16 protein-coding genes are annotated in these 21,480 nt (G+C 50.9%); 4 read left to right on the top strand and 12 right to left on the bottom strand.

Annotated features, from left to right (window positions below; translation table 11 throughout):
- The first annotated feature begins 40 nt into the window (after positions 1–40).
- Positions 41–2,410 carry a penicillin-binding protein 1C gene (gene pbpC, locus ACJY2G_RS15450; protein ID WP_430320416.1) on the top strand — a complete coding sequence of 790 codons (2,370 nt, stop codon included), beginning with the start codon at positions 41–43 and terminating at the stop codon, positions 2,408–2,410.
- 14 nt (positions 2,411–2,424) lie between these two features.
- Here the strand turns inward: pbpC and ACJY2G_RS15445 are convergent, their stop codons facing one another.
- The 4 genes from ACJY2G_RS15445 to ACJY2G_RS15430 all read right to left on the bottom strand — a co-directional run bounded on the left by ACJY2G_RS15445 (position 2,425) and on the right by ACJY2G_RS15430 (position 7,507).
- The gene (locus tag ACJY2G_RS15445) at positions 2,425–3,540 is read right to left on the bottom strand and encodes a fimbrial protein (RefSeq protein ID WP_430320415.1); all 1,116 of its coding nucleotides are present in this window, start codon (positions 3,538–3,540) and stop codon (positions 2,425–2,427) included.
- Between the two features lie 9 nt (positions 3,541–3,549).
- Entirely contained in the window at positions 3,550–6,093 is a 2,544-nt protein-coding gene (locus tag ACJY2G_RS15440; RefSeq protein ID WP_120162614.1) for a fimbria/pilus outer membrane usher protein, read from the bottom strand.
- Between the two features lie 72 nt (positions 6,094–6,165).
- Positions 6,166–6,852, bottom strand: coding sequence for a fimbrial biogenesis chaperone (locus ACJY2G_RS15435; RefSeq protein WP_430320414.1), 687 nt, complete (start codon positions 6,850–6,852; stop codon positions 6,166–6,168).
- A 106-nt stretch (positions 6,853–6,958) separates the two neighbouring features.
- Positions 6,959–7,507: a fimbrial protein gene (locus tag ACJY2G_RS15430; RefSeq protein WP_120162612.1), complete on the bottom strand. Its 549-nt coding sequence runs from the start codon at positions 7,505–7,507 to the stop codon at positions 6,959–6,961.
- 589 nt (positions 7,508–8,096) lie between these two features.
- On the opposite strand from ACJY2G_RS15430, the gene ompR reads away from it, so the two are divergent.
- Entirely contained in the window at positions 8,097–8,816 is a 720-nt protein-coding gene (gene ompR, locus ACJY2G_RS15425; RefSeq protein WP_009635740.1) for an osmolarity response regulator transcription factor OmpR, read from the top strand.
- Positions 8,813–10,174, top strand: a complete 1,362-nt coding sequence (gene envZ / locus ACJY2G_RS15420) for a two-component system sensor histidine kinase EnvZ (protein WP_112288648.1) — start codon at positions 8,813–8,815, stop codon at positions 10,172–10,174. The genes ompR and envZ overlap by 4 nt, the downstream gene beginning before the upstream one ends.
- 611 nt (positions 10,175–10,785) lie before the next feature.
- Here envZ and ACJY2G_RS15415 read toward each other — a convergent pair.
- The 7 genes from ACJY2G_RS15415 to ACJY2G_RS15385 all read right to left on the bottom strand — a co-directional run bounded on the left by ACJY2G_RS15415 (position 10,786) and on the right by ACJY2G_RS15385 (position 17,753).
- Entirely contained in the window at positions 10,786–11,265 is a 480-nt protein-coding gene (locus tag ACJY2G_RS15415) for a PIN domain-containing protein (protein ID WP_120162609.1), read from the bottom strand.
- Positions 11,262–11,474, bottom strand: a complete 213-nt coding sequence (locus ACJY2G_RS15410; RefSeq protein ID WP_120162608.1) for a FitA-like ribbon-helix-helix domain-containing protein — start codon at positions 11,472–11,474, stop codon at positions 11,262–11,264. The genes ACJY2G_RS15415 and ACJY2G_RS15410 overlap by 4 nt, the downstream gene beginning before the upstream one ends.
- A 103-nt stretch (positions 11,475–11,577) precedes the next feature.
- On the bottom strand, positions 11,578–13,200 hold the full coding sequence (gene pckA / locus ACJY2G_RS15405) for a phosphoenolpyruvate carboxykinase (ATP) (protein WP_430320413.1): 1,623 nt from the start codon (positions 13,198–13,200) through the stop codon (positions 11,578–11,580).
- Positions 13,201–13,426: 226 nt separating this feature from the next.
- Positions 13,427–14,311: an Hsp33 family molecular chaperone HslO gene (gene hslO, locus ACJY2G_RS15400; protein WP_095923811.1), complete on the bottom strand. Its 885-nt coding sequence runs from the start codon at positions 14,309–14,311 to the stop codon at positions 13,427–13,429.
- Between the two features lie 58 nt (positions 14,312–14,369).
- A complete protein-coding gene (gene hslR / locus ACJY2G_RS15395) occupies positions 14,370–14,774 on the bottom strand; it encodes a ribosome-associated heat shock protein Hsp15 (RefSeq protein ID WP_439291908.1) in 405 nt (134 codons plus the stop codon).
- 24 nt (positions 14,775–14,798) lie between these two features.
- The gene (gene yrfG, locus ACJY2G_RS15390) at positions 14,799–15,488 is read right to left on the bottom strand and encodes a GMP/IMP nucleotidase (RefSeq protein WP_439291907.1); all 690 of its coding nucleotides are present in this window, start codon (positions 15,486–15,488) and stop codon (positions 14,799–14,801) included.
- 123 nt (positions 15,489–15,611) lie between these two features.
- A complete protein-coding gene (locus ACJY2G_RS15385; protein ID WP_208644580.1) occupies positions 15,612–17,753 on the bottom strand; it encodes an intracellular growth attenuator family protein in 2,142 nt (713 codons plus the stop codon).
- 442 nt (positions 17,754–18,195) lie between these two features.
- Between ACJY2G_RS15385 and nudE the strand changes: the two genes are divergently transcribed.
- Entirely contained in the window at positions 18,196–18,753 is a 558-nt protein-coding gene (gene nudE / locus ACJY2G_RS15380; RefSeq protein WP_112288641.1) for an ADP compounds hydrolase NudE, read from the top strand.
- 75 nt (positions 18,754–18,828) lie between these two features.
- Here nudE and mrcA read toward each other — a convergent pair whose 3' ends face one another.
- A complete protein-coding gene (gene mrcA / locus ACJY2G_RS15375) occupies positions 18,829–21,384 on the bottom strand; it encodes a peptidoglycan glycosyltransferase/peptidoglycan DD-transpeptidase MrcA (RefSeq protein ID WP_120162604.1) in 2,556 nt (851 codons plus the stop codon).
- Between the last annotated feature and the right edge of the window lie 96 nt (positions 21,385–21,480).

The following is a 21,480-nucleotide window of genomic DNA, read 5'->3' as shown; positions in this document are numbered from 1 at the left end:
CGTCGTTAACGGCGGGGCGTAACCTGTTCTGAGTAGCAAGATGATCTCCTTTTCCGCGTTTTCTAAATCCACTAAACGGCTGCTGCAAAATATCGCAATGGCCGTTTTTTTACTGGCGCTGATCGTACTGGCATGCCGGCTCTGGCCCCATCCGCCACTTTCTCAGGGACAGCCTTTTTCCTCGGCCTATTACGACCGGCAGGGCATCCTGATGCGCATCACGCTGGCTAACGATGATCGTTACCGGCTGTGGACGCCGCTGGAACAGGTTTCTCCGCTGGCGGTGAAAGGGCTTCTGCTGCATGAAGATCGCAGTTTTTACTACAATCCCGGCTTCAATCCGTTCAGCCTGATGCGTGGCTTCTGGCGCAGTTATGTGACAGGCGGGAAAATGCAGGGCGGTTCAACCATCACCATGCAGCTGGCGCGTATGCACTGGCATCTGAATACCCGCACGCCGGCGGGCAAAATCATGCAGGTTCTGCGTGCGGTACAACTTGAACTGAGTTACTCCAAACACGACATTCTCGAAGCCTATCTGAACGCCGCGCCTTATGGCCGTAACATTGAGAGTATCGGCGCAGCCAGTCTGATCTATTTCAACAAAGCGCCGAAAGACCTGACGTTACCCGAAGCGCTGACGCTGGCGGTTTTGCCACAATCACCGAGTTATCGTATTGACCCTAAGACTGGTGTCTTGGGCGCGGCGCTGACGCAGGCGCGTAACCGGCTTTTCCAGCGCTGGCAGGCACATTATGAAACTGACAGCAGCCAGATCTCTTTGTTCAGATTGCCGCTGGCGCTGCGTCAGCCGGAGCAGATGCCCTATATTGCACCGCATTTTATTGAACAGCTTCGTCAGCAGAATCAGCACCTTGCCGGTACAGATACCCGGACGGACACCACGATTGACGCCGGCTTGCAGCGGCTGATTGAGCGGCAGGTCAATGCGTTTATCACCCGCAATGAAAGTCGCGGCATTCATAATGCGGCCGTTTTGCTGGTCGATACCCGGGACATGGGGGTGCGATCGCTGGTGGGATCTGCCGATTATTACAACCGTGATATTCAGGGACAGGTAAACGGCACCAACGCGAAACGCTCACCGGGCTCGGCGCTCAAACCGTTTATTTACGCACTGGGAATGGAGCAGGGGGTGTTGCATCCGATGACTATTCTCAAAGATGTCCCTTCTGCTTTTGGTGCTTATGCGCCGGAAAATTTCGACCGCCGTTTTCTCGGTCCGGTGACCGCAACCGATGCCCTGAACTTCAGCCGTAATATTCCCGCCGTGTATGTTGCATCGCAGCTGCGCCAGCCGACGTTTTATCAGTTTCTCCGGCTTTCCGGCGTGGCGGATATGGCCAGTGAAAACCATTACGGCCTGTCGCTGGTGCTGGGCGGCGGAGAAGTGACGATGCAGGAGCTGGCAAAACTGTATGCGTTACTGGCGAACCGCGGTGTGTTGCAACCACTGCGGATGCAGAAAACTGATGCGCAACAGACAACGTCCGTACGTTTGCTCAGTGAAGAAGCCAGTTTCATGACGCTGGATATGCTGCGTCAGCACCGCCGTCCGGGGGATACGCTGGCTCAGGCACCGTCTTCGTTGCCGGTTTACTGGAAAACGGGCACCTCGTGGGGCTTTCGCGATGCGTGGAGCGTCGGGATTTTCGGCCCTTATGTCCTGGTGGTCTGGGAGGGTAATTTCGACAGTAAAGGTAATAACGTTTTTGTCGGTGCCGATGCTGCCGCACCGTTGTTCTTCAATATTATCGACAGTATTACCGCCAGCTATCCTGCATTACAGGAGCCAAAACGACCCTTCCCTAAAGGGCTGAAACGGGTGGATATCTGCCTCGCCAGCGGAAATTTACCGACGCCATGGTGCCAGCAAAAAGGCAAAACCTGGTTTATTCCCGGTAAGTCGCCGATCAAAGTGGATACTGTTTACCGTCCTGTACGTCTCGATAAACTGAGCGGTGAAGTCGCCTGCCCGCCTTATGAGGAAGACGAAACCCGTACGGAAGTGTTTGAGTTCTGGCCATCGGACCTGGTCAATGTCTTTGCGCAGGCCGGATTACCAAAGCGGAAACCGCCGGTGAATCACTGCAAAGATGAGGGCGTGGACGTGAGTGGTAATCCGCCGCGCATCACGTCACCGCTGAAAAACACCACGTATACGCTGCGTCAGTCCCAGCAGGGGCGTGACCGGATTTCATTTAATGCGGTGACCGATGCGGACAGTAAAACGGTGTACTGGTTTGTCGATGATATCTACCTGGGAAGCTCCGCCAGTAAAACCGCCATTGACTGGCAGCCTATCAATAACGGGCAATACCGTATCCGCGCGGTAGATGATCATGGCCGCGCGGACAGCCGGTTAGTGAGTATTGAGATTGTGAACTGAACAACGTGGCGGGCTTATCGGATATCTATTTTCAAGGTCGCCATGCCACTGAATTCACCGGTATCCAGACTGCCCCCAATCAGATTAATCGGGTAAGCCGTCATTGAGATATTCCCCATACCATTTTGATTCATAGGTAAATTTCCCGATTCAAAAGGTATCGCTGTACCGCCGGCATTTTCAACGCGAATTCCAATATCGGGTAGATTGTCAGAAGGTCGGCGTCTCGCTATCAGCGTGTATTGATCTGCCAGATCGTCACCTTTCAACAGCATGGCAAGCTGTGTGCCGGTCGGTATCTGAGGCAATCCATTTGCTGTGCAGTCATACGTAATGTTAAATGTTGTGGGAATATGGCCCTTAGGTGGCTGATTTAGAGTGATAAATTTACTGGCGGCGATAGCACCGAAATTGACCGTGATCGTTTCACCTTTATTGATTTCACAGCTTTGCGGTACGGTCAGTTTTCCGCTGATGTAGACGCGGGCAACAGGCGGACCAAGCGGAGGGGCGGTCACTATGGCCGTGCCCGATGACAAATAAACTTCAGCAATCTCGGTTCTTGGTATGTCCACTTCGCCGATAAAAGGTGTGCTGATATAAAAAGTTAATGAGCCTTGAGAGCCAATATTCAGGCTGGCACGGGTACTTTGCTGAGCACAAACGCCATTATTATTTGCATCGGTGTGATGCGTGGCATCACCGAGTGTTTTTGTTGTCGGTACAGCGATACCTGTTGCCGGAGGCAGATCGAGCATTGCCTTGACATCAATGTGGTCGTTAATTTTGTAATATCCCGGCTCAGTTCCCTTAGGCAAGGCGGTTTTTACGGTGTACATCAGTAAAACCCCGCCGCTGCTGGTGGCATCACTGTCGGTACAATTGCAACTGATGGTGTAATTTTGCATCCCACCATTCATGTTTTTTTCATACTTCTTCCCTCTCTCATTATCAGATGCGGGAATATCTTCCTGAAGAAAATTTTCATAATTCGCGCCAGCGCCATCTTCCGGCGAGCATATCGCTGATCCCGCGTGTGCAAGGGATGAAAAACTATTGATGGCCATTCCCAGCAGGGTAAGCTTTATGAACGATGTCAGGTTGCGCAAAACCTGTTTTGTTGTGTGCATGAATTATCCTTAAATACACGGAGCCGTCAGCGAATTCACCTGAGAGGTTGAGGCCGAGATGTTGAATTGAGCCTGACATTGCTGAGAGGCTTCATTCCCCCATTTCACATGAAGTAAAACCTGTTTTTCTAACGGGATACCCGACAGGTAAACGACACCGCCTTCATCCACGATATTGCTTTGTTTATCAGTTGCCGCCATGGCACCAAAAGGCACTGTGGCACCGTTTGGTCGAACCAGTGTCACCAGAATTCGGGCGCCCACACGGGCATCAAAATGTGCCGTTACCATGGCGCCAGAATTCGGGATCACAATGGCTGAGGTATTTTCGATATCTACGTCGTCAGGCAGGGTGGTGGTGTCCATTGCGATACGGTTTTCGTTATACGCAGTCAGATACGGGACGACAGCGAAACCACGCCAGTCTGTTCTGACACCTGGCAGATTTTGCAGACGTGCTCCGCTGGCGCCATTGGTATCTATCAATGCAAAGGAATCACCAAGCGGTTGAGACAGCGTGGCTCCCCGGGAATGCGCCACGATACCGCCTGCAATGCCGTAACTGAGTTGCTGAGAATCTCTGCTGTAGTTGTAACCTGCGTTGAGATTGCCAAAGGAGGAGCGGTAAGTTGAGTAAAGATTGCTCCCGCTCTCATTGTCCTGCTCGGTATAACTTTGCTGAACTGAATAGCTGAGGCGACGATCGTCAAGTGCGGTTCCGCTTAACCCAACCTGATGGCGTGTTCCCTCGCCTTTCTGGTGTGAGACATTGTATGTACCCCAACTTTGTGGCAACCAACGGCTGAGCGGAATACGGAGGTTCAGGGATATCTGTTGATCGTTGTCTTCATCTTGCAGCTGGCTGTAGGAATAGCTCAGGTTATAGCTGACTCCAAAGAGAGTGTTGTTTAAGCCGACGGAGAGGTTCTTTTCCTTGCCGCCATTGTTCCAGTAGTCCTGCTCATATCCTGACAGATACAGGCTCGCACCTTCCCATAATGTCTGATTGATATTGAACTGAATTTTGCTGCGCTTGTGATAGTCAAGTTCCGGAGCATTGTCTCCATCAAGATATTGTGTGGATTCATCAAAATCGTAATAGCCCGCACTTGAATACCGATAGCTTGCCAGACTGAAATCCGTGTCGGTCATTTCAATGTTTTTCGAATACTGGACGCGGTATGACTGGCCTGAGGTGGTTTGATTATTATCCAGTGTGGAACGGGCATGTGTAACATCAGCCGAAATGCCGCCCAGCCACTGGAGGTTATAACCCACACCGATGAGTCCTGAGAGGTAATCTTCAGATACCACTGAGCCCCCGTAGGACGTAATGGTGTTTGAAATACCATAGATAGCTGTACCCTGAGCAAAGGTTGGCTCTTTCTCATTGCTATCTGTCGCGCGATAAACACCTGCTGTTGCACTGTATTTCAACCGGCCGGGGCGTTGCATAACGGGAATCGCGGAAAAAGGCTGATTAAACCGGCGTTCTGTTCCGTCAGCTTCTTTCACCGTTATCTCAAGATTTCCGCTGTAGGATGAGGGATAAAGGTCATTAATCTCAAAGGCGCCCGGAGGGACAAACGACTGATAAATAATGTGATCATTTTGCCGGATAGTGACTTCAGCATTGGAATTTGCAACACCCCTTATAGTGGGGGCGAAACCGCGCTGGCTGTTAGGCAGCATATTATCGTCAGAAAAAAGCTGAACCCCGGAGAACGGAACACTGCTGAGAATTTCCCCTGAGGTTGAGTTTTCACCAAGCAGCAACTTTGATTTGATGGATTTTATGTCCCGTTCCACGTAGGTCGAGATCGTGTCCCATTTTTTCTCATCTCCGCTGTCGCTGTAAGTGGTGTAATTGCGTACGCGCCAGGGGCCAACGTTTAAGCCATTTTGCAGATTCAGGTACTGGCTGGAATCATCGTTGCCATTTCGATAACTCCGCTGGCCGCCTGAATAGGAATAATTGGAGAAAAGAGAAGGGGCGCCATCATCCCATTTTGACGGGTCAATATAGTCTTCAGCTTTCTGAAGGATCGCTGCCTGCGGAATGCTGAAATTAAGCTGCATGAGGTAGAAATCGAATTTGACGTCTGCCGCTGGGATATATTGTGCAAGCGAATCCAGTGGCGCATCTGGCTGAAGACTTTTTAATGCCGGAAAAGCATCAACATTGACGCCCAGTGCCCGCAAGATATTGGGCGTAATCTGCGGTTCAAGTGTGCCATCTGGTCTGGATAAGTAGCTGATTGAATGTCGTAATTTTAATTTTTTATTTACATACAAGGCTGTGTCATAGTCACCAGGCAGCTGCGCCTGATCATTACTCTGGAACAAAGAAAGATCGACATCCCCAACGTCACCCGCTTTACGCTCGATAAACTGAGGGTCGAAATAGACATCTTCTGCATGTGCTGCCTGAGCGGCGAGTAATCCAATAGCCGTACTGGCCAGCAGGCTACCCAGTTTAAGCACGAGCGGCGCTGAGTTCTTTTTAACATCCTCAGTCAAGCTCGTGTGTAAAAATTTTTCATCCGTGAGCATAGTTTTCTCGTACTTCTGAGTTGCCGTAATTTGGCGATGGCTGTGAGTTATGGTGTGGCTTTATTTGTCTGGTTATAAAGGCTGTTCATAGCGTGCTGTTGTTCCGCCATAGTCATTAATCGCATCCCATTTCACACTGCTTCCTGAGGTACCCGGTGGAAGTACAACGTCCAACTGGCTCAAAGGCGCAATCATTGCCACATCTTTTAAGAACGTAGAGCCAATGCTGAGTGAGCTGAAAACCACGTGATAGGGGCTCGGATTTTTAATAACGAGATGACCGTTGTTTCTGGCGAAAGTGAGCGCCTTCGGTGCTTCAAAGGATTTTCCGGGCAGTTTTGTTGGCCGGTAAAAGAGCTTTATCCGCGTATTGACGACCAGTTTAAGTTCGTTTTTTGTATTTTTAGGCGTTGAAGGAATCGCTTTAACATTGATATAGAAAACTGACTCTCTGTCTGTCGGTAGGTCGCTGCCGGTATAGGAAATACGCAGGTTACTTTCCTGTTGAGCATTCAGACGAAATAGCGGTGGAGTGATGATAAAAGGACCGCGTGTTTTTTCTCCCCCCGCATCAACCCAGGACTGTATGAGGAAAGGATTGCTTTCAGCATTATTCTTAACGGAAAGCGTAGCTTCCCTTTTATCTGCGTCATAAATAACGCGGGTGCGCCCCACAACAATTCCGCCAGCATAGGTTATTTGTGACGTGAATAATGAAATTATAATTAAAAATAATATATATGGATTTTTTCTACCCATGCGAATATGAATCCTTACAGTAGCAATATATTCATGCGGTAATTGAATTAGCCCTTAATAAATTGCCCTGCAAAGTTGACTTTATGCAGGGCAAGATTAAAGGTGCTTATCTGTAATCGAGAGTGACTTTCACGCGGGCGTCGGCGGCACCGGCAGTGATATCGCCAGGTAATTTGAACGACTCATAGTACGCAAGAAGGTTCACATTCATGACCTTACCTGGGATTGGGTAGATGATGTCAGGCAGGCCATTAATTTTCATGATGTCATTTGTTGCCGCATCTTCGATTCTGATGCCTACACCATCCGCCATGGCGTCACCATAATCATTGCCAAGTGCAATCAAATCAGTGGTGTCAGCAACGGTATCTGACTCCAGCCATATCCGGAAGTGAGGGGTAGGGTTCGCCTCTGAAACGACTGGGCAGTTATCAAGTGGCAGGGTGAAAGGGATTTTTGGCGAGAGGTCACCAATTTCCTGGAATTGTGCTGCTGAATAAGTCCCTAACGGTATATTAAGTTCTTCCCCACCATTAATCTCACAGGCTTCTTCAACAATTGCGCCTGTGAAATTAATAGCACCATCGATCGCATAGCTATTTGCAGCCATAGCCAAAAATATCCCGCCCGCTAAGAGCTTGAACTTGGTTTTCATTTTTTGCGTCCATTCAGAAATAAAAATTGGAGGTTGACCTAAAGATAATGTTATCTGGTTCAATAATTGAATTCATCACCTTTAGATGCCGGATTCTACCAAGTGTTTTATACCTTGAATAGTAGATGGTAGCCAGCCTGTTTAAAGGATAATGCATTTTTAGTCTGATACATCACTGCCAATGATCATTATCATTTAGATAATTCATTAAAATGATCCGTTGGCGGGTAAATAATCTATTTCCCAAAGAAAACATTATTCTTATGGCTTTGTTATTAAGTAAACGAATAAATATAATCGTTAGAGTTTTCTTCCCGCAGGCACAATGAAGTGATCATTTTTCTGATACCTATCGCAGGGCTGCTCAGATAACGACCAATGAAACGGGCGAACAGATTTCGGAGAGCGGGACAAACCGTAACAAACCAACCTTCGCTTGCAGAAGATTCCTCTGATATTGTTGATAAATTAGGAAATCCATAATCATTGTTACAATTTCGGCTAGAATATATACCATTAAACGCTGTCTGTTTTAGCTGACTTTTCTGACAATACAAGCTTCAGGCATTCACGCCTTTGGGAGATTTAAATGCAAGAAAATCACAAGATTCTGGTGGTCGATGATGACATGCGCCTTCGCGCACTTTTGGAACGTTATCTGACTGAACAGGGCTTCCAGGTGCGTAGCGTTGCCAATGCCGAACAAATGGATCGCCTGCTGACTCGTGAGTCATTCCATCTGATGGTTCTCGACCTGATGCTGCCGGGCGAAGATGGCTTGTCTATCTGCCGTCGTCTGCGCAGTCAAAGTAACCCGATGCCGATCATCATGGTCACCGCTAAAGGCGAAGAAGTTGACCGTATCGTAGGCCTGGAAATTGGTGCCGACGACTATATTCCAAAACCGTTTAACCCGCGTGAATTGCTGGCCCGTATCCGCGCTGTGTTGCGTCGTCAGGCTAACGAATTGCCGGGTGCGCCTTCTCAGGAAGAAGCGGTCATTTCATTTGGTAAGTTCAAACTGAACCTCGGTACCCGCGAAATGTTCCGTGAAGACGAGCCTATGCCGCTGACCAGCGGTGAGTTCGCCGTGCTGAAAGCACTGGTGAGTCATCCACGTGAGCCGCTGTCCCGTGACAAGCTGATGAATCTTGCACGTGGTCGTGAATACAGTGCGATGGAACGTTCTATCGATGTGCAGATTTCCCGTCTGCGTCGCATGGTAGAAGAAGATCCGGCGCATCCGCGTTACATTCAGACCGTTTGGGGTCTGGGCTACGTATTTGTGCCGGACGGCAGTAAGGCATGAAGCGAATACGCTTTTCACCGCGTAGCTCGTTTGCCCGAACACTGTTATTAATCGTCACCTTGCTGTTCGTCAGCCTGGTGACGACCTATCTGGTGGTGCTTAACTTCGCCATTCTTCCCAGCCTGCAGCAGTTCAATAAGGTTCTGGCATACGAAGTGCGTATGCTGATGACCGACCGGTTGCAGCTGGAAGATGGCACGTTGCTGGCTGTGCCACCGGCGTTTCGTCGCGAAATTTACCGCGAACTGGGCATTTCTCTTTATACCAACTCTGCAGCCGAGGAGAGTGGTCTGCGCTGGGCGCAGCATTACGAATTCCTCAGTCAGCAGATGGCGCAGCAGCTCGGTGGTCCTACCGATGTCCGCGTCGAGGTGAATAAAAATACCCCGGTTGTGTGGCTGAAAACCTGGTTGTCGCCTGACATCTGGGTACGCGTTCCGCTTACTGAGATTCATCAGGGCGATTTCTCTCCGCTGTTCCGTTATACGTTAGCGATTATGTTGCTGGCGATTGGTGGCGCGTGGCTGTTTATCCGTATTCAGAACCGACCCCTGGTCGAACTGGAGCACGCGGCATTGCAGGTCGGGAAAGGCATTATTCCGCCGCCATTACGTGAATACGGTGCGTCGGAAGTGCGGTCAGTGACGCGTGCATTTAACCAGATGGCAGCAGGTGTCAAACTGCTGGCCGATGACCGTACCTTGCTGATGGCCGGTGTGAGTCACGATTTGCGAACACCGCTGACACGCATTCGTTTAGCGACTGAAATGATGAGCGACGGTGATGGTTATCTTGCCGAGTCGATCAACAAAGATATCGAAGAGTGCAACGCCATTATCGAGCAGTTCATCGACTATCTGCGCACTGGCCAGGAAATGCCGACAGAGATCACCGATCTTAACGGTATTTTGGGCGAAGTGATTGCGACAGAAAGCGGCTACGAGCGCGAAATAGATTCAGATCTGGCCGACGGCGAATTACTGGTGAATGCGCATCCGCTTTCCATTAAGCGTGCTGTTGTGAATATGGTGGTCAACGCCGCCCGTTACGGCGATGGCTGGATTAAAGTCAGCAGCGGTCGTGAACTCCAGCGTGCATGGTTCCAGGTTGAAGATGATGGCCCGGGCATTGCGCCGGACCAGCTCAAACATCTTTTCCAGCCGTTTGTGCGCGGTGAAAGCGCCCGAACCACCAGCGGAACCGGCCTCGGTCTGGCCATTATTCAGCGTATCGTTGATGCCCATTCCGGGACGCTGGATATCGGGAAGAGTGACCGCGGGGGATTACGGATCCGGGCGTATCTGCCGTTACCAGTGGAGATGCTGAAAGCGGTGGCGGTTCAGCAGAAACCAGTTTGATTAAGGGGGGCCTTAATAATCCCCTGGCTTAAATTGCATTAGGACTTTAAAAGCAGACCGTGAATATTTCGGTTTCTCAGTTGCGGTTATCACTTATCACGCTGCGCCGAAACCGCCCAAGAGAGGGAAGTGCTTTCCCTCTCTTGGATCTCTCCCCGCTTTTTACTCCCCGCTTCGCTCGCTGGCTATGTTTCAGGTAGCGATGCGATAGCCGCAAAATTCCGCCGCTGCGCGGTGCCCTCCGTTCGGGCTACAACCCGCGCAAAAAGACGCACGGTTTTGCGCCTCTCCTCCGGCGGTATTTTGGAACCGGCCCTAGGCTTTGACTTCACAACCTCACTCTCTTTATTTTTAAAATGCTGCGGGCGATTCAGAAATCTTGCTGAACGAAGCGGCCTGAAGACCAGAGGCTTCAGGACCGAGTGAAGGCACCGCAATGCGGCAAGATTTCCAGCCTGTCGCTGCGGCTGATGAAACATAGCCAGCGAGCGAAGCGCGCAGTAAAAGAGCCGGGGATTCTTAAGGGTGGTGGCGATAAGCCACCCTTAAGGCCGGTGTGGGCGGCAGCCCACGGTTTCGACCTAAGGCCAGTTTGGTTGGCAATCCATAATTCAGCTCTTCCTGCTCATCACATAATACTCTGCCGCTTCTTCCCGCCATCTCGGCGTATTCCCCGTATCCCACGGATTAACCAATAAGACACCTGTGTGCGCAAACGCTTCATCATGCTCGGTCGCCAGAGTCGCCTGATGATTCAGGCAAATAGCCGCCAGTTGTCTGTCCTGCTCTGACATCACTACATTGGCAGCTTCTGACAAGGTCATGATCCGCGGATAATGCAGCGCGCTTGCTGCATCAAACGACAGTAATCGACCGGCAAAATCCTGATTCAGCATTTCCAGCAAGGCTTCAGAAAGCGCGGCTTTCGGCTGGTTCTCCGGCAGATTATCTGCCCAGGTGAAAAGTGCCGCTACGCTCAGGCTGGTCAGGTACAGCTGTGTGGCATCCTGCGCATCCAGCCATTGCAGAACGTTCTTTTGTGGCCTGGGATTGATCATCTCAAAAATGACGGCGGTATTAAGAATGATCATTTGGGTGGCAGTTCCAGTGGCTCAGCGATTACGGATGAAAAACGCTGGCGGAGCTGGCTACCGAGGCCAAAGTCAGGCTGGGTGGGAGTGAGCGCCTGTTTCAGAATGAGACGTGCTTCTTCTTCCATTGAGTGGCCTTTTTTGGCCGCCGCGATACGCAGCAGTTCCTTCACATCGTCATCGAGATTGCGTACGGTAATCGTCGCCATATGAGGTTCCTCTGACAGCAATGCCGTCATTCTGAAATGCTGCCGGGCCGGTTGCAATAAAAAAGGCGCGGAAGCCCGCGCCTGATGAGAGATTATTGCCAGATTACCGTTTCGGTCCGGCGCTGACCAACGCGGCACCTGCCGGGGTGTCGGTATATTTATCAAAGTTATCGATAAACAATTGCGCGAGATGCTCTGCTTTTTCCTGCCACTGCTCACGGCTGGCGTAGGTATTGCGCGGATCCAAAATATGGGTGTCGACGCCCGGTAACGTAGTCGGAACGGCCAGGTCAAACATCGGCAGAGTGAACGTTTCGGCATCATCAATAGTGCCATCTAAGATGGCATTGATAATCGCACGGGTGTTCTTCAGCGAGATGCGTTTGCCGGTGCCATTCCAGCCTGTATTCACCAGATAAGCCTGTGCGCCCGCAGCTTCCATACGTTTCACTAATACTTCTGCGTATTGCGTCGGGTGCAGCATCAGGAACGCGGCACCGAAGCATGCGGAGAATGTCGGAGTCGGTTCATTGACGCCACGCTCAGTGCCTGCAAGTTTGGCTGTAAAACCGGACAGGAAATGATATTGCGTCTGCGAAGCTGTCAGGCGCGAAACCGGCGGCAGGACACCAAACGCATCAGCAGTCAGGAAAATTACTTTGCTGGCGTGTCCGGCTTTAGAAACCGGCTTGACGATATTCTCAATGTGGTAAATCGGGTATGAAACGCGGGTGTTCTCGGTTTTGCTGCCGTCATCAAAGTCGATTTTGCCGTCTTCACTGACCATCACGTTTTCCAGTAACGCGTCGCGTTTGATGGCTTTGAAGATTTCCGGTTCGGCTTCTTTGCTAAGTTTGATGGTTTTGGCATAGCAACCGCCTTCAAAATTGAAGACACCATCATCGTCCCAGCCGTGTTCATCGTCGCCGATAAGTTTGCGCTTCGGATCCGTCGACAACGTGGTTTTACCCGTGCCGGAAAGCCCGAAAAACACCGCGACATCGCCTTTTTCGCCGACGTTAGCCGAACAGTGCATGGAAGCAATGCCTTGTAATGGCAGCAGATAATTCATGACGGCGAACATGCCTTTCTTCATTTCGCCGCCATACCACGAACCGCCGATCAGCTGGATACGCTCGGTCAGGTTGAAGGCGATGAAGTTTTCTGAATTCAGCCCCTGTTTCTGCCAGTCAGGATTGGTGCATTTCGCGCCGTTCATGACGATGAAATCAGGTTCGAAATTTTCCAGTTCGCTTTCGGTCGGGCGGATAAACATGTTTTTGACGAAATGCGCCTGCCAGGCGACTTCGGTAATAAAGCGGACTTTAAGACGGGAATCGGCGTTTGCGCCGCAGAAAGCATCAATGATAAACAGACGTTTGCCGGACAACTGTTTGCTCACCAGAGCCTTCAGTGACGTCCAGGTTTCCTGTGACATCGGCTTGTTATCATTTTTGCCTTTGCCCTGATCAGACCACCACAGCGTATCGCGGGTGGTGTCATCGCGGACGATGTATTTATCTTTCGGCGAACGACCGGTGAAGATACCGGTATCCACATTGACTGCACCCAGCTCTGTCACTTGCCCGCGCTCAAAGCCTTCGAGACCCGGCGCCGTCTCTTCATTAAAAAGAGTTTCGTAATCAGGGTTATAGACGATTTCGCTATTCTGATGAATCCCATAAAGGGCGAGTTTTTCGGCGGTGATCCCGATAGTCGTAGGCATTTCCCTGCTCCTCACTGAACTTTGAATCCCTCGGTAGGGATAAATCAGTTGTTATTGTAGGTATTTATCGCGTTTTAACCGCGACAAGTCTCAAAGAATAACGGGAGGTGTAAATGTTTTTCCAGAATTGTGATGAAAAACTCGAAAGGTATGCAAAAAGGTTATGTAAAAGAAACAAAAAAGGGACTTTTCGGCGAAAAGTCCCTCAATTTTAAACTGTTAACGATCAGTGAACCTGGTCATCTCCGGAGTGAACATCTCCGCCCGCTTTCAGCGTCGCCATATCCATCGCGTCAAACTCGTAGTCTGCGCCGCAATAATCGCAGTGCATTTCGATTTTGCCATCCGCTTCCAGCATTTCGAGAATATCTTCATCTGGCAGCGTCAGCAGCGCGCCTGCACAGCGTTCACGCGAGCAGGTACAACGGAAACAGACTTCCTGCGGTTCGTATAGCGTGACTTCTTCCTGATGATACAGGCGGTAAAGCACTTCGTTAGCCGGAAGGTTCAGCAGCTCTTCCGCTTTGATGGTGGTGGTCAGCTGCGCCAGATGACTGAATTCTTCAGGATCGGTATCTTCAGCGGGCAGAACCTGCAACAACATGCCGCCTGCAGCAGGCTGGCCTTCAACTTCACCGGTACGGATGAAGATGCGGGTTGGCAATTGCTCGGATTGCATGAAGTAGTTTTCCAGGCATTCCGCCAGGTTTTCACCTTCCAGACCGACCACGCCCTGATAGCGTTCACCGACGGTCGGAGAAATGGTGATCACCATGTAGCCGTTACCAATCATCTCTTTCAGAGAACTGCCTTCGGTAATGTCACCTTGCAGACGCGCAATACCGCGCAGTTCCTGTTTGTTGTTCCCGTTAATCACGGCCAGTTTCAGCGGGCCATCGCCCTGCAGCTGCACGGTAATATCGCCGTCGAATTTCAGGGTCGCGGTCAGCAGGCTGGTCGCCACCAACATTTCGCCCAGCAGATTACGGACTTCTGCCGGATAGTCATGACCGGCAACAATCTCCCGGAAGGTTTCTTTGAGCGAGACCAGTTCACCGCGAACGGCGTGATGATTGAACAGGTAGCGATGCAGTTGGTCGTGATTAGACATAATTTTCTCTCTGTTTAGCGAACTCAAATCCTTCATCCTTCACCGAAGGATTGCGGATTTATTCAGAATCGCCATATTTAAATTTGATCAGGGTCCGCCGTTCCTTTTTATCCGGGCGTCTGTCCGGATGCGGCATTGCATTCATTTTGCGGGCCTCGGAGATTTTCTCCCGGCTGGCAATGCTTGCGTCGGTTTCCTGATACAGTTTCTGTGCTTCTTCCGCGCTGCGGCGCTGAGTAGTCAGCCCCAGAACGGTGATCGTTTTGGTGTCATTTCCCTGACGCAGCGTTATTTCGGCATTCAGTTCCATCAGCTTGCTGGGTTTCCCCCGCTTGCCGTTGTAATGCACTTTGCCGCCATCAATCATCTCTCGTGCCAGCGCGCGGGTCTTATAAAAACGAGCTGCCCACAGCCATTTATCGAGACGTACTGCGTTCTCGTCGTCGTCCTTTTTACCTTTCATCTTTCTCCCCTGACGCTGCCGGAATTATTTAGCCGGGCCTGTTACGGGGTGAATCGAAGGCAACAGGCTACGGAAGTCATTAATGGAGGGATGGTCCTGAAATGACTTATCTGCCATGGTCGAATCCGGATTTTCTATACCCAGACAATAGCGGATACCGAAGGTTTTTGCCGCATTCAGGATCGGCTCACCGTCATCGACAAATAAAGTCCGTTCAGGATCAAAGCCTGTTTGCTTTTGGACCGCAGACCACAACCGCTGATCTTCCTTCGGATATCCAAATGTGTGGGTGGAAAGTAATAAATCAAGGTGCTGATCTAAACCGGTATGCTCAATTTTAACGGACAGGCTGTGCGGATGTGCGTTGGTCAGCAAAATAGTCTGACGCCCGCTTTCACGAAGATGCGTCAGAAAAGGCAGCGTATCGTCACGCAATCGCGCATTTTTGCCGATATTTGTGGTCATCTGATAGATATCCATGTCCAGCCGCTCGCTCCAGTAATCAAAGCAATACCAGTTCATGGTGTGCTGCACCGCCAGATATTCCTCATGAATAATCTGTCGGGCATTTTCAAGCGGAATAGACCGCTGCTGGCTGAGTGCTAACGGTACATCCTGCAACCAGAACTGGCTGTCGAACGCCAGATCCAGCAATGTGCCGTCCATGTCGAGCAAAACGGTATCAATGGAATTCCAGTTAAAATCAGGGGGCATGAAAACTCCATGTCCTGTCGGCTGAAGTGGTACCGGGCGCCGCAGGAAAGAAAAATTGAGAGCAGGGGAAGGGTTTCAGGGTAGCATAATTTCACAGGGCGGCGCAGAGCCACCCTGCGGTTTTCAGCCAGGGTTATGTGGCATCACAGGCGTCAGCGTGGGGTGAAAACACGAATTGTAATGTTGCTGGATATCGTCGATGCGACGCTTATCTTTTATAAAGCGGCTGATAAACAACACGCTGTTCACCAGCAGAATTCCGAACAACAGGAACAGCAACACGCTGGTACCGAGATAACGCCACAGCGTCGAGATGTCCGGCTCGCTGTGCAATGAAATATGACGGGTACCGTTGGCATCAACGCTGATACTGGTGATCACACCCTGTGCACTGAACGGGGTGTGAAGCAGCAGGGTAGATAAGTGTTGCAGTTGCTTCCACTGATCCTGTGGCGGATTGGCGTACAACCCGACCGGGGGCACTGGCATTTCAATCAAATTGCGGCCTTCATCATTGCTGATTAAGAAGCCACCTGGAGGCGGGCTGTTGAGGCTGTCAGCCGCACGACGGGTTTCCTGCATGAAGAACGACGACGTGGCGTTATTCACCAGCTCACTCAGCGACTGCGCACTGACCGGTCGCAACAGCACGTTGATGCCCTGCAATGAGCCCGCTTTCGCCCGTTTGACCAGTGAATTCCAGTTACTTGAGTTCCCCAGATTCACCAGCGCGTTTTTCAGCCGCACGCAATCATTGCTGTTTCCGCATAACGCTTCTGTTTTCAGCACGATATCGGCAAAGTCATCCAGCAGGATCATGCCGGATTTCTCAATCGCGGTAGCCAGCTGAGGGTTGATGTTTTGCTCCGGGCTTTCGCCGGGGTGCATCTGATTATTGACGGTAGTCTGCAACGCCGTCGCGGCTTCAATGATTTCTGACTGCGGGACAGGCAGCGGCGTTGCGTTATTCCAGTAGATGGCTGAACAATCGAAAGGCATATAACCGGAGGTGGTACGGATAGCTGACGGTGGCACATAACACATGCCAGTCCCCTGAACTTTCAGGGTATCGCCAACGCGCAGCGTAGTTTTTTCCAGATCCTGAACGCTGTTAACCTGCGTACTTTGCGCACCCTGTAGCCAGGCAATGCTGAGCTTCAATGGCAGGCCAAGAGGGACATAAACCACTAATGCCAGCAGCAGAAGAAATGCGCTGGTAGCCAGTACAAGATTTTTTCCCCAAAGCTGGAGCGGGAATTTTTTGACCTCATCATGCAATGACAAAATGCTGCCCTGACGGACAACCTGACTGTTCATATACACTTCGACATCCGTCGGCTGACCCAGGTCGCGGCCAATATAAGGTTGCCAGTGTGGCGGATATATCAGGTCGATAGCACCGAGAGAAATATTGCTGATATCACCTTGCTTGGACTCACCAAATAATCCCCAGCGTTTAGGTAAACCCCGCAGGCAGTGGATTTCTTTACGGTTTTTACCGAAGCGTTCAGACACTACCCGCCAGATAACCCAGCCCGCCAGCGCTGCGGCAACCATCAGGATCCAGGGGAGAAAGATCACCGGACTTTGCAACGTGATGAACAGCAGCAGGAGAATACCCGAAACGGCCAGCGCTTCTTTGACGCCGTTCGAACGGGTCAGGGCGCGTTCCTCGCGGGTTTCGCTGCGCACTTTCACCAGTTCAATATGTTCACTTTCTTCATGGCGGATTGAAGCGTTCTGCGGCTGTGAAGGGATTACCGCTGAAACCGGCACCGGACCTTCGTAGACATGATCGGCCAAAGTGTGGCCGTTGAGTGAAATCACCAGCGGCAGGGTCTGCGTTTTGATCAGCTCGACTTCGTTTTCCTGAGCGATGTACTGCTCCCAGAAAGGCGGCAGGTGAATTTCAGTCGCATCCAGGAAATAACGCCATTTATTCGGATCTTCGCTCGCCACGCCATAACGGGTGATTGCACGCTTAAGGCTGTAAACATTTTCGCTTTTAGTGGTCAGCGTCAGTTTATCTTGCAGGATAATCAGATTATTTCGATGGGTGATCGGCGTTTGCCCGAGGCCTTCATACTGGCGAAGATAACGCTCTACGGCATCGCGTTCTTTTTGTGAAAGTTTGCGCTGGCTTGGTGCGGAAAAACGCACGACAGATTCGTCGCGTTGGCGGCGGCGCAATACAAGCCAAAAATAAGACGCTGTGGCAATGATTGCGATACACAACAACACCAATGTCACGACTACTGTGCTCATCCGATCCCCGTTCAGACGTGGGTGACTTACGTCAACTCTGTGAAAGTATTATACATAAATGGAATGCACATTCTGCGCGCGAGTGCCTTTTAGGTAGGAATTTTATTATTCTTTGGGTGAATATTATGCACAAAAATACCACGCTAGAGGATACCTGCATTTAAGAACTGTCTGGTATCGGTATAATCCTATTTTGATGTCTCAATGTTTTTGTTACAGCAAAAATGTGACCAGCGTGAGTGTTCGGATGCTTTTTACGCTTTTTTTGCTGATTTTTTAGGGGCTTTCTGTGCAAAAAATGAGTGCGTTCTGAACCGGTTTGCAGTAAAGATTGCGATTCTGGCTCTCAATAACGCACAATGCTCATTGATAGCGGTCTTTAAACAGAAAAACGAACCCATTAGAACACCTCTGGTCAGGTGAATAATAAGTTGGGGATGAAATGACACAACACCTGCAAAAACCGAAAATCACTAAGGTGGAAACCGTAGCCCGTTCGCGTCTGTTCACCATTGAATCCGTTGATCTGACGTTCAGCAATGGCGCAGAGCGTGTTTACGAACGTATGCGGCCCTCAGATCGCGAAGCGGTGATGATTATTCCTGTCATTGATAATGAGCTGGTGTTAATCCACGAATATGCTGTTGGCATTGAAAGCTATGAACTGGGTTTTCCTAAAGGGCTGATTGATCCCGGCGAGAGTATTCTGGAAGCGGCTAACCGCGAACTCATGGAAGAAGTCGGCTTTGGTGCCCGGCATTTTGATGTGCTGGCCAAACTGACTATGGCACCTTCGTATTTTTCCAGCCGCATGAATATCGTCATTGCCAAAGATCTTTACCTGAAAAGTCTGGAAGGCGATGAGCCGGAACCCTTGCCGCAAACCCGCTGGCCGGTTTCGCGGATGATGGAATTGCTGCAACACCCTGATTTTTGCGAAGCCCGTAACGTCAGCGCTCTGTTCCTTGCGCATGATTTTCTGACGCGCAACGCCCGCTGAATTCCCCGATAAAACCCCATTAAAAAAGCCGGTCATGCTTGATGCAGACCGGCTTTTTGCTTTACAGCTTATGCATCAGAACAGTTCATGTTCCTGACCGTTATCCATGATGGTGGTCCCCACTTCATGCACGGCATGTTCTGTCGGCTGAGTCCCGTCGATGAAATATTCCGGACGACTGTTACCGCCGCCGTCAGACAACTTACCGGAACTCTTATCGATAGTGACCGTCACCACGCCTGGCGGTGGCGTTTGTGGTTGTTCAGGCACACCTTCCAGCACGGCTTTCATGTAATCATCCCAGGCTGGCTGAGCACTCTTCGCGCCGCCTTCTGCACCGGAAATCTGATCAGGGATCACGCCTGAAGCCGTTGAACGACCCAGATCACGACGGTGATCGTCAAAACCAATCCAGACCGAGGTGACGACATTCGGGCCATAACCTGAGAACCACGCATCTTTCGAGCTGTTGGTTGTACCGGTTTTACCGCCAATATCGTGGCGCTTAAGGTCACGCCCTGCACGCCAGCCGGTCCCCATCCAGCCTGGTTCACCGAAAATGTTGGAGTTCAGTGCATCGCTTATCAGGAATGAAAGCGGTGTGCTGATCACGTGCGGCGCGTATTGCTGCGCGGCGTCAACCTGCGGTGAGTTAGGCGGGACCTGCTCCAGTTGCGGAGTTGGTACGCTGGTATTATTGCCGGTGGTCGATGTCGCCACGTTTTCTACGTTGTCATCGGACAGCACCGCTGATTTCTGAGTATCGCCATAAATCACCGGAATATTACAGGTGCGGCAGGCAATTTTAGGTTTTGCTTCAAACTGAACCTGACCGGATTCATCCACGATTTTGGTGATGAAATACGGGTCAACCAGATAACCGCCGTTGGTCAGGGTGGCGTAACCACGCACAACCTGTAACGGGGTGAAAGAAGCCGAGCCCAGCGCCAGCGATTCGGAATGCACAATGTTAGAAGCCGGGAAGCCGAAACGTTGCAGATATTCTGCTGCGTAATCCACACCCATCGCACGCATCGCACGCACCATCACCACGTTTTTAGACTCGCCCAGACCCCGGCGTAAGCGGATCGGACCGTAATACGTTGGCGGTGAGTTCTTCGGACGCCAGTCTGTACCGGCACCGGCATCCCAGCGGGTAATCGGCATGTCATTCAGAATGGTCGCCAGCGTCAGGCCTTTGTCCATTGCTGCGGTATACAGGAACGGTTTGATGTTTGAACCGAGCTGACGTACCGCCTGATTGGCACGGTTGAATTTACTCTGGTTAAAGTCAAAGCCGCCGACCAGTGCTTCAATCGCGCCGTCGTTTGGATTAAGCGAAACGATAGCCGAGTTCACGTCCGGAACCTGCGCCAGCCACCAGACATCGCCCACTTTACGAACCCAAATCTGCTGACCTGGGCGTACCACGTCAGACACTTTTTTCGGGGTCGGCCCCTGAGCATTGTCGTTGCGATAAGGACGCGCCCAGCGCATGCCGCTGAACGGCAGGCTGATCACCGCGCGGTTCGACATGGTCGCCGTTGCCTGTGCGTCATCCGTTGCGGTGATGACCGCAGGGAACAGCGGGCCATACACTGGCAGCGTTTTCAGTGACTGAACAATTTTGTCCTGATCCCACGCCGGTTCGCCGACTTTCCACAGCTCGTTAGACGGACCGCGATAGCCGTGACGCATATCGTAGTTGAGAACGTTGGTACGCAAGGCTTCCTGCGCGGCAAGCTGCGTTTTCCTGGTAATGGTGGTGTAAACCATGTAGCCATCGTTATAAGCGTTATCGCCATAACGTTTCACCATTTCCTGACGCACCATTTCTGTCAGGTACGGCGCAGAGAACTCAATGTGCGGGGCATGATAATTCGCCACCAGCGGCTCAGCGCGAGCCTGATCGTACTGCGCCTGCGTGATGTATTTCTCATCCAGCATACGCGCCAGCACGGTGTTACGACGCGCCAGAGAACGGTCATGGGAATACAACGGGTTAAAGGTTGACGGTGCTTTAGGCAGACCGGCGATCACTGCCATTTCACTCAGTGTCAGCTGGCTGACATCTTTACCGAAATAAACCTGTGCAGCGGCACCCACGCCATAGGCACGGTAACCGAGATAAATCTTGTTGAGATACAGCTCGAGGATTTCATCTTTGGACATCATCTGCTCAATGCGGATGGCCAAAAATGCTTCCTTAATTTTACGGGTCAGCGTGCGTTCAGGACTTAAGAAGAAGTTACGCGCCAGCTGCTGAGTAATGGTACTCGCGCCCTGTGAGGCATGGCCGGACACCAGCGCAACGGAAGCCGCACGGAAAATACCGATTGGATCCACGCCGTGGTGTTCATAGAAACGACTGTCTTCGGTCGCGATAAACGCATGCACCATTTCCGGTGGGATTTGGTCGAGTTTCAGCGGGATACGACGTTTTTCGCCGTATTGGGCAATTAAATCGCCATCAGCACTGAAAACCTGCATGGGTGTTTGCAGGCGCACGTCTTTGAGCGTGGCGACATCGGGTAACTGAGGCTCGATATATTTATACAATCCGAAGATCGAGGCGGCTCCCAGCAAAATGCAACACACTGCAAGAATCAATAAATACTTTACGAACTTCACCTGAGATTTCCCATTAAGTGTCAATTGGGCAGTTTATAAACAACCGCGCGGTAGTATAAAGGCAAGCCAGCAACATGGATACGTTCTTTTATTTAC

It is taken from the genome of Rahnella sp. ATs2, from assembly GCF_051851855.1.
Lineage (GTDB): Bacteria > Pseudomonadota > Gammaproteobacteria > Enterobacterales > Enterobacteriaceae > Rahnella > Rahnella variigena.
This window is presented reverse-complemented; position numbering and strand designations above follow the sequence as displayed.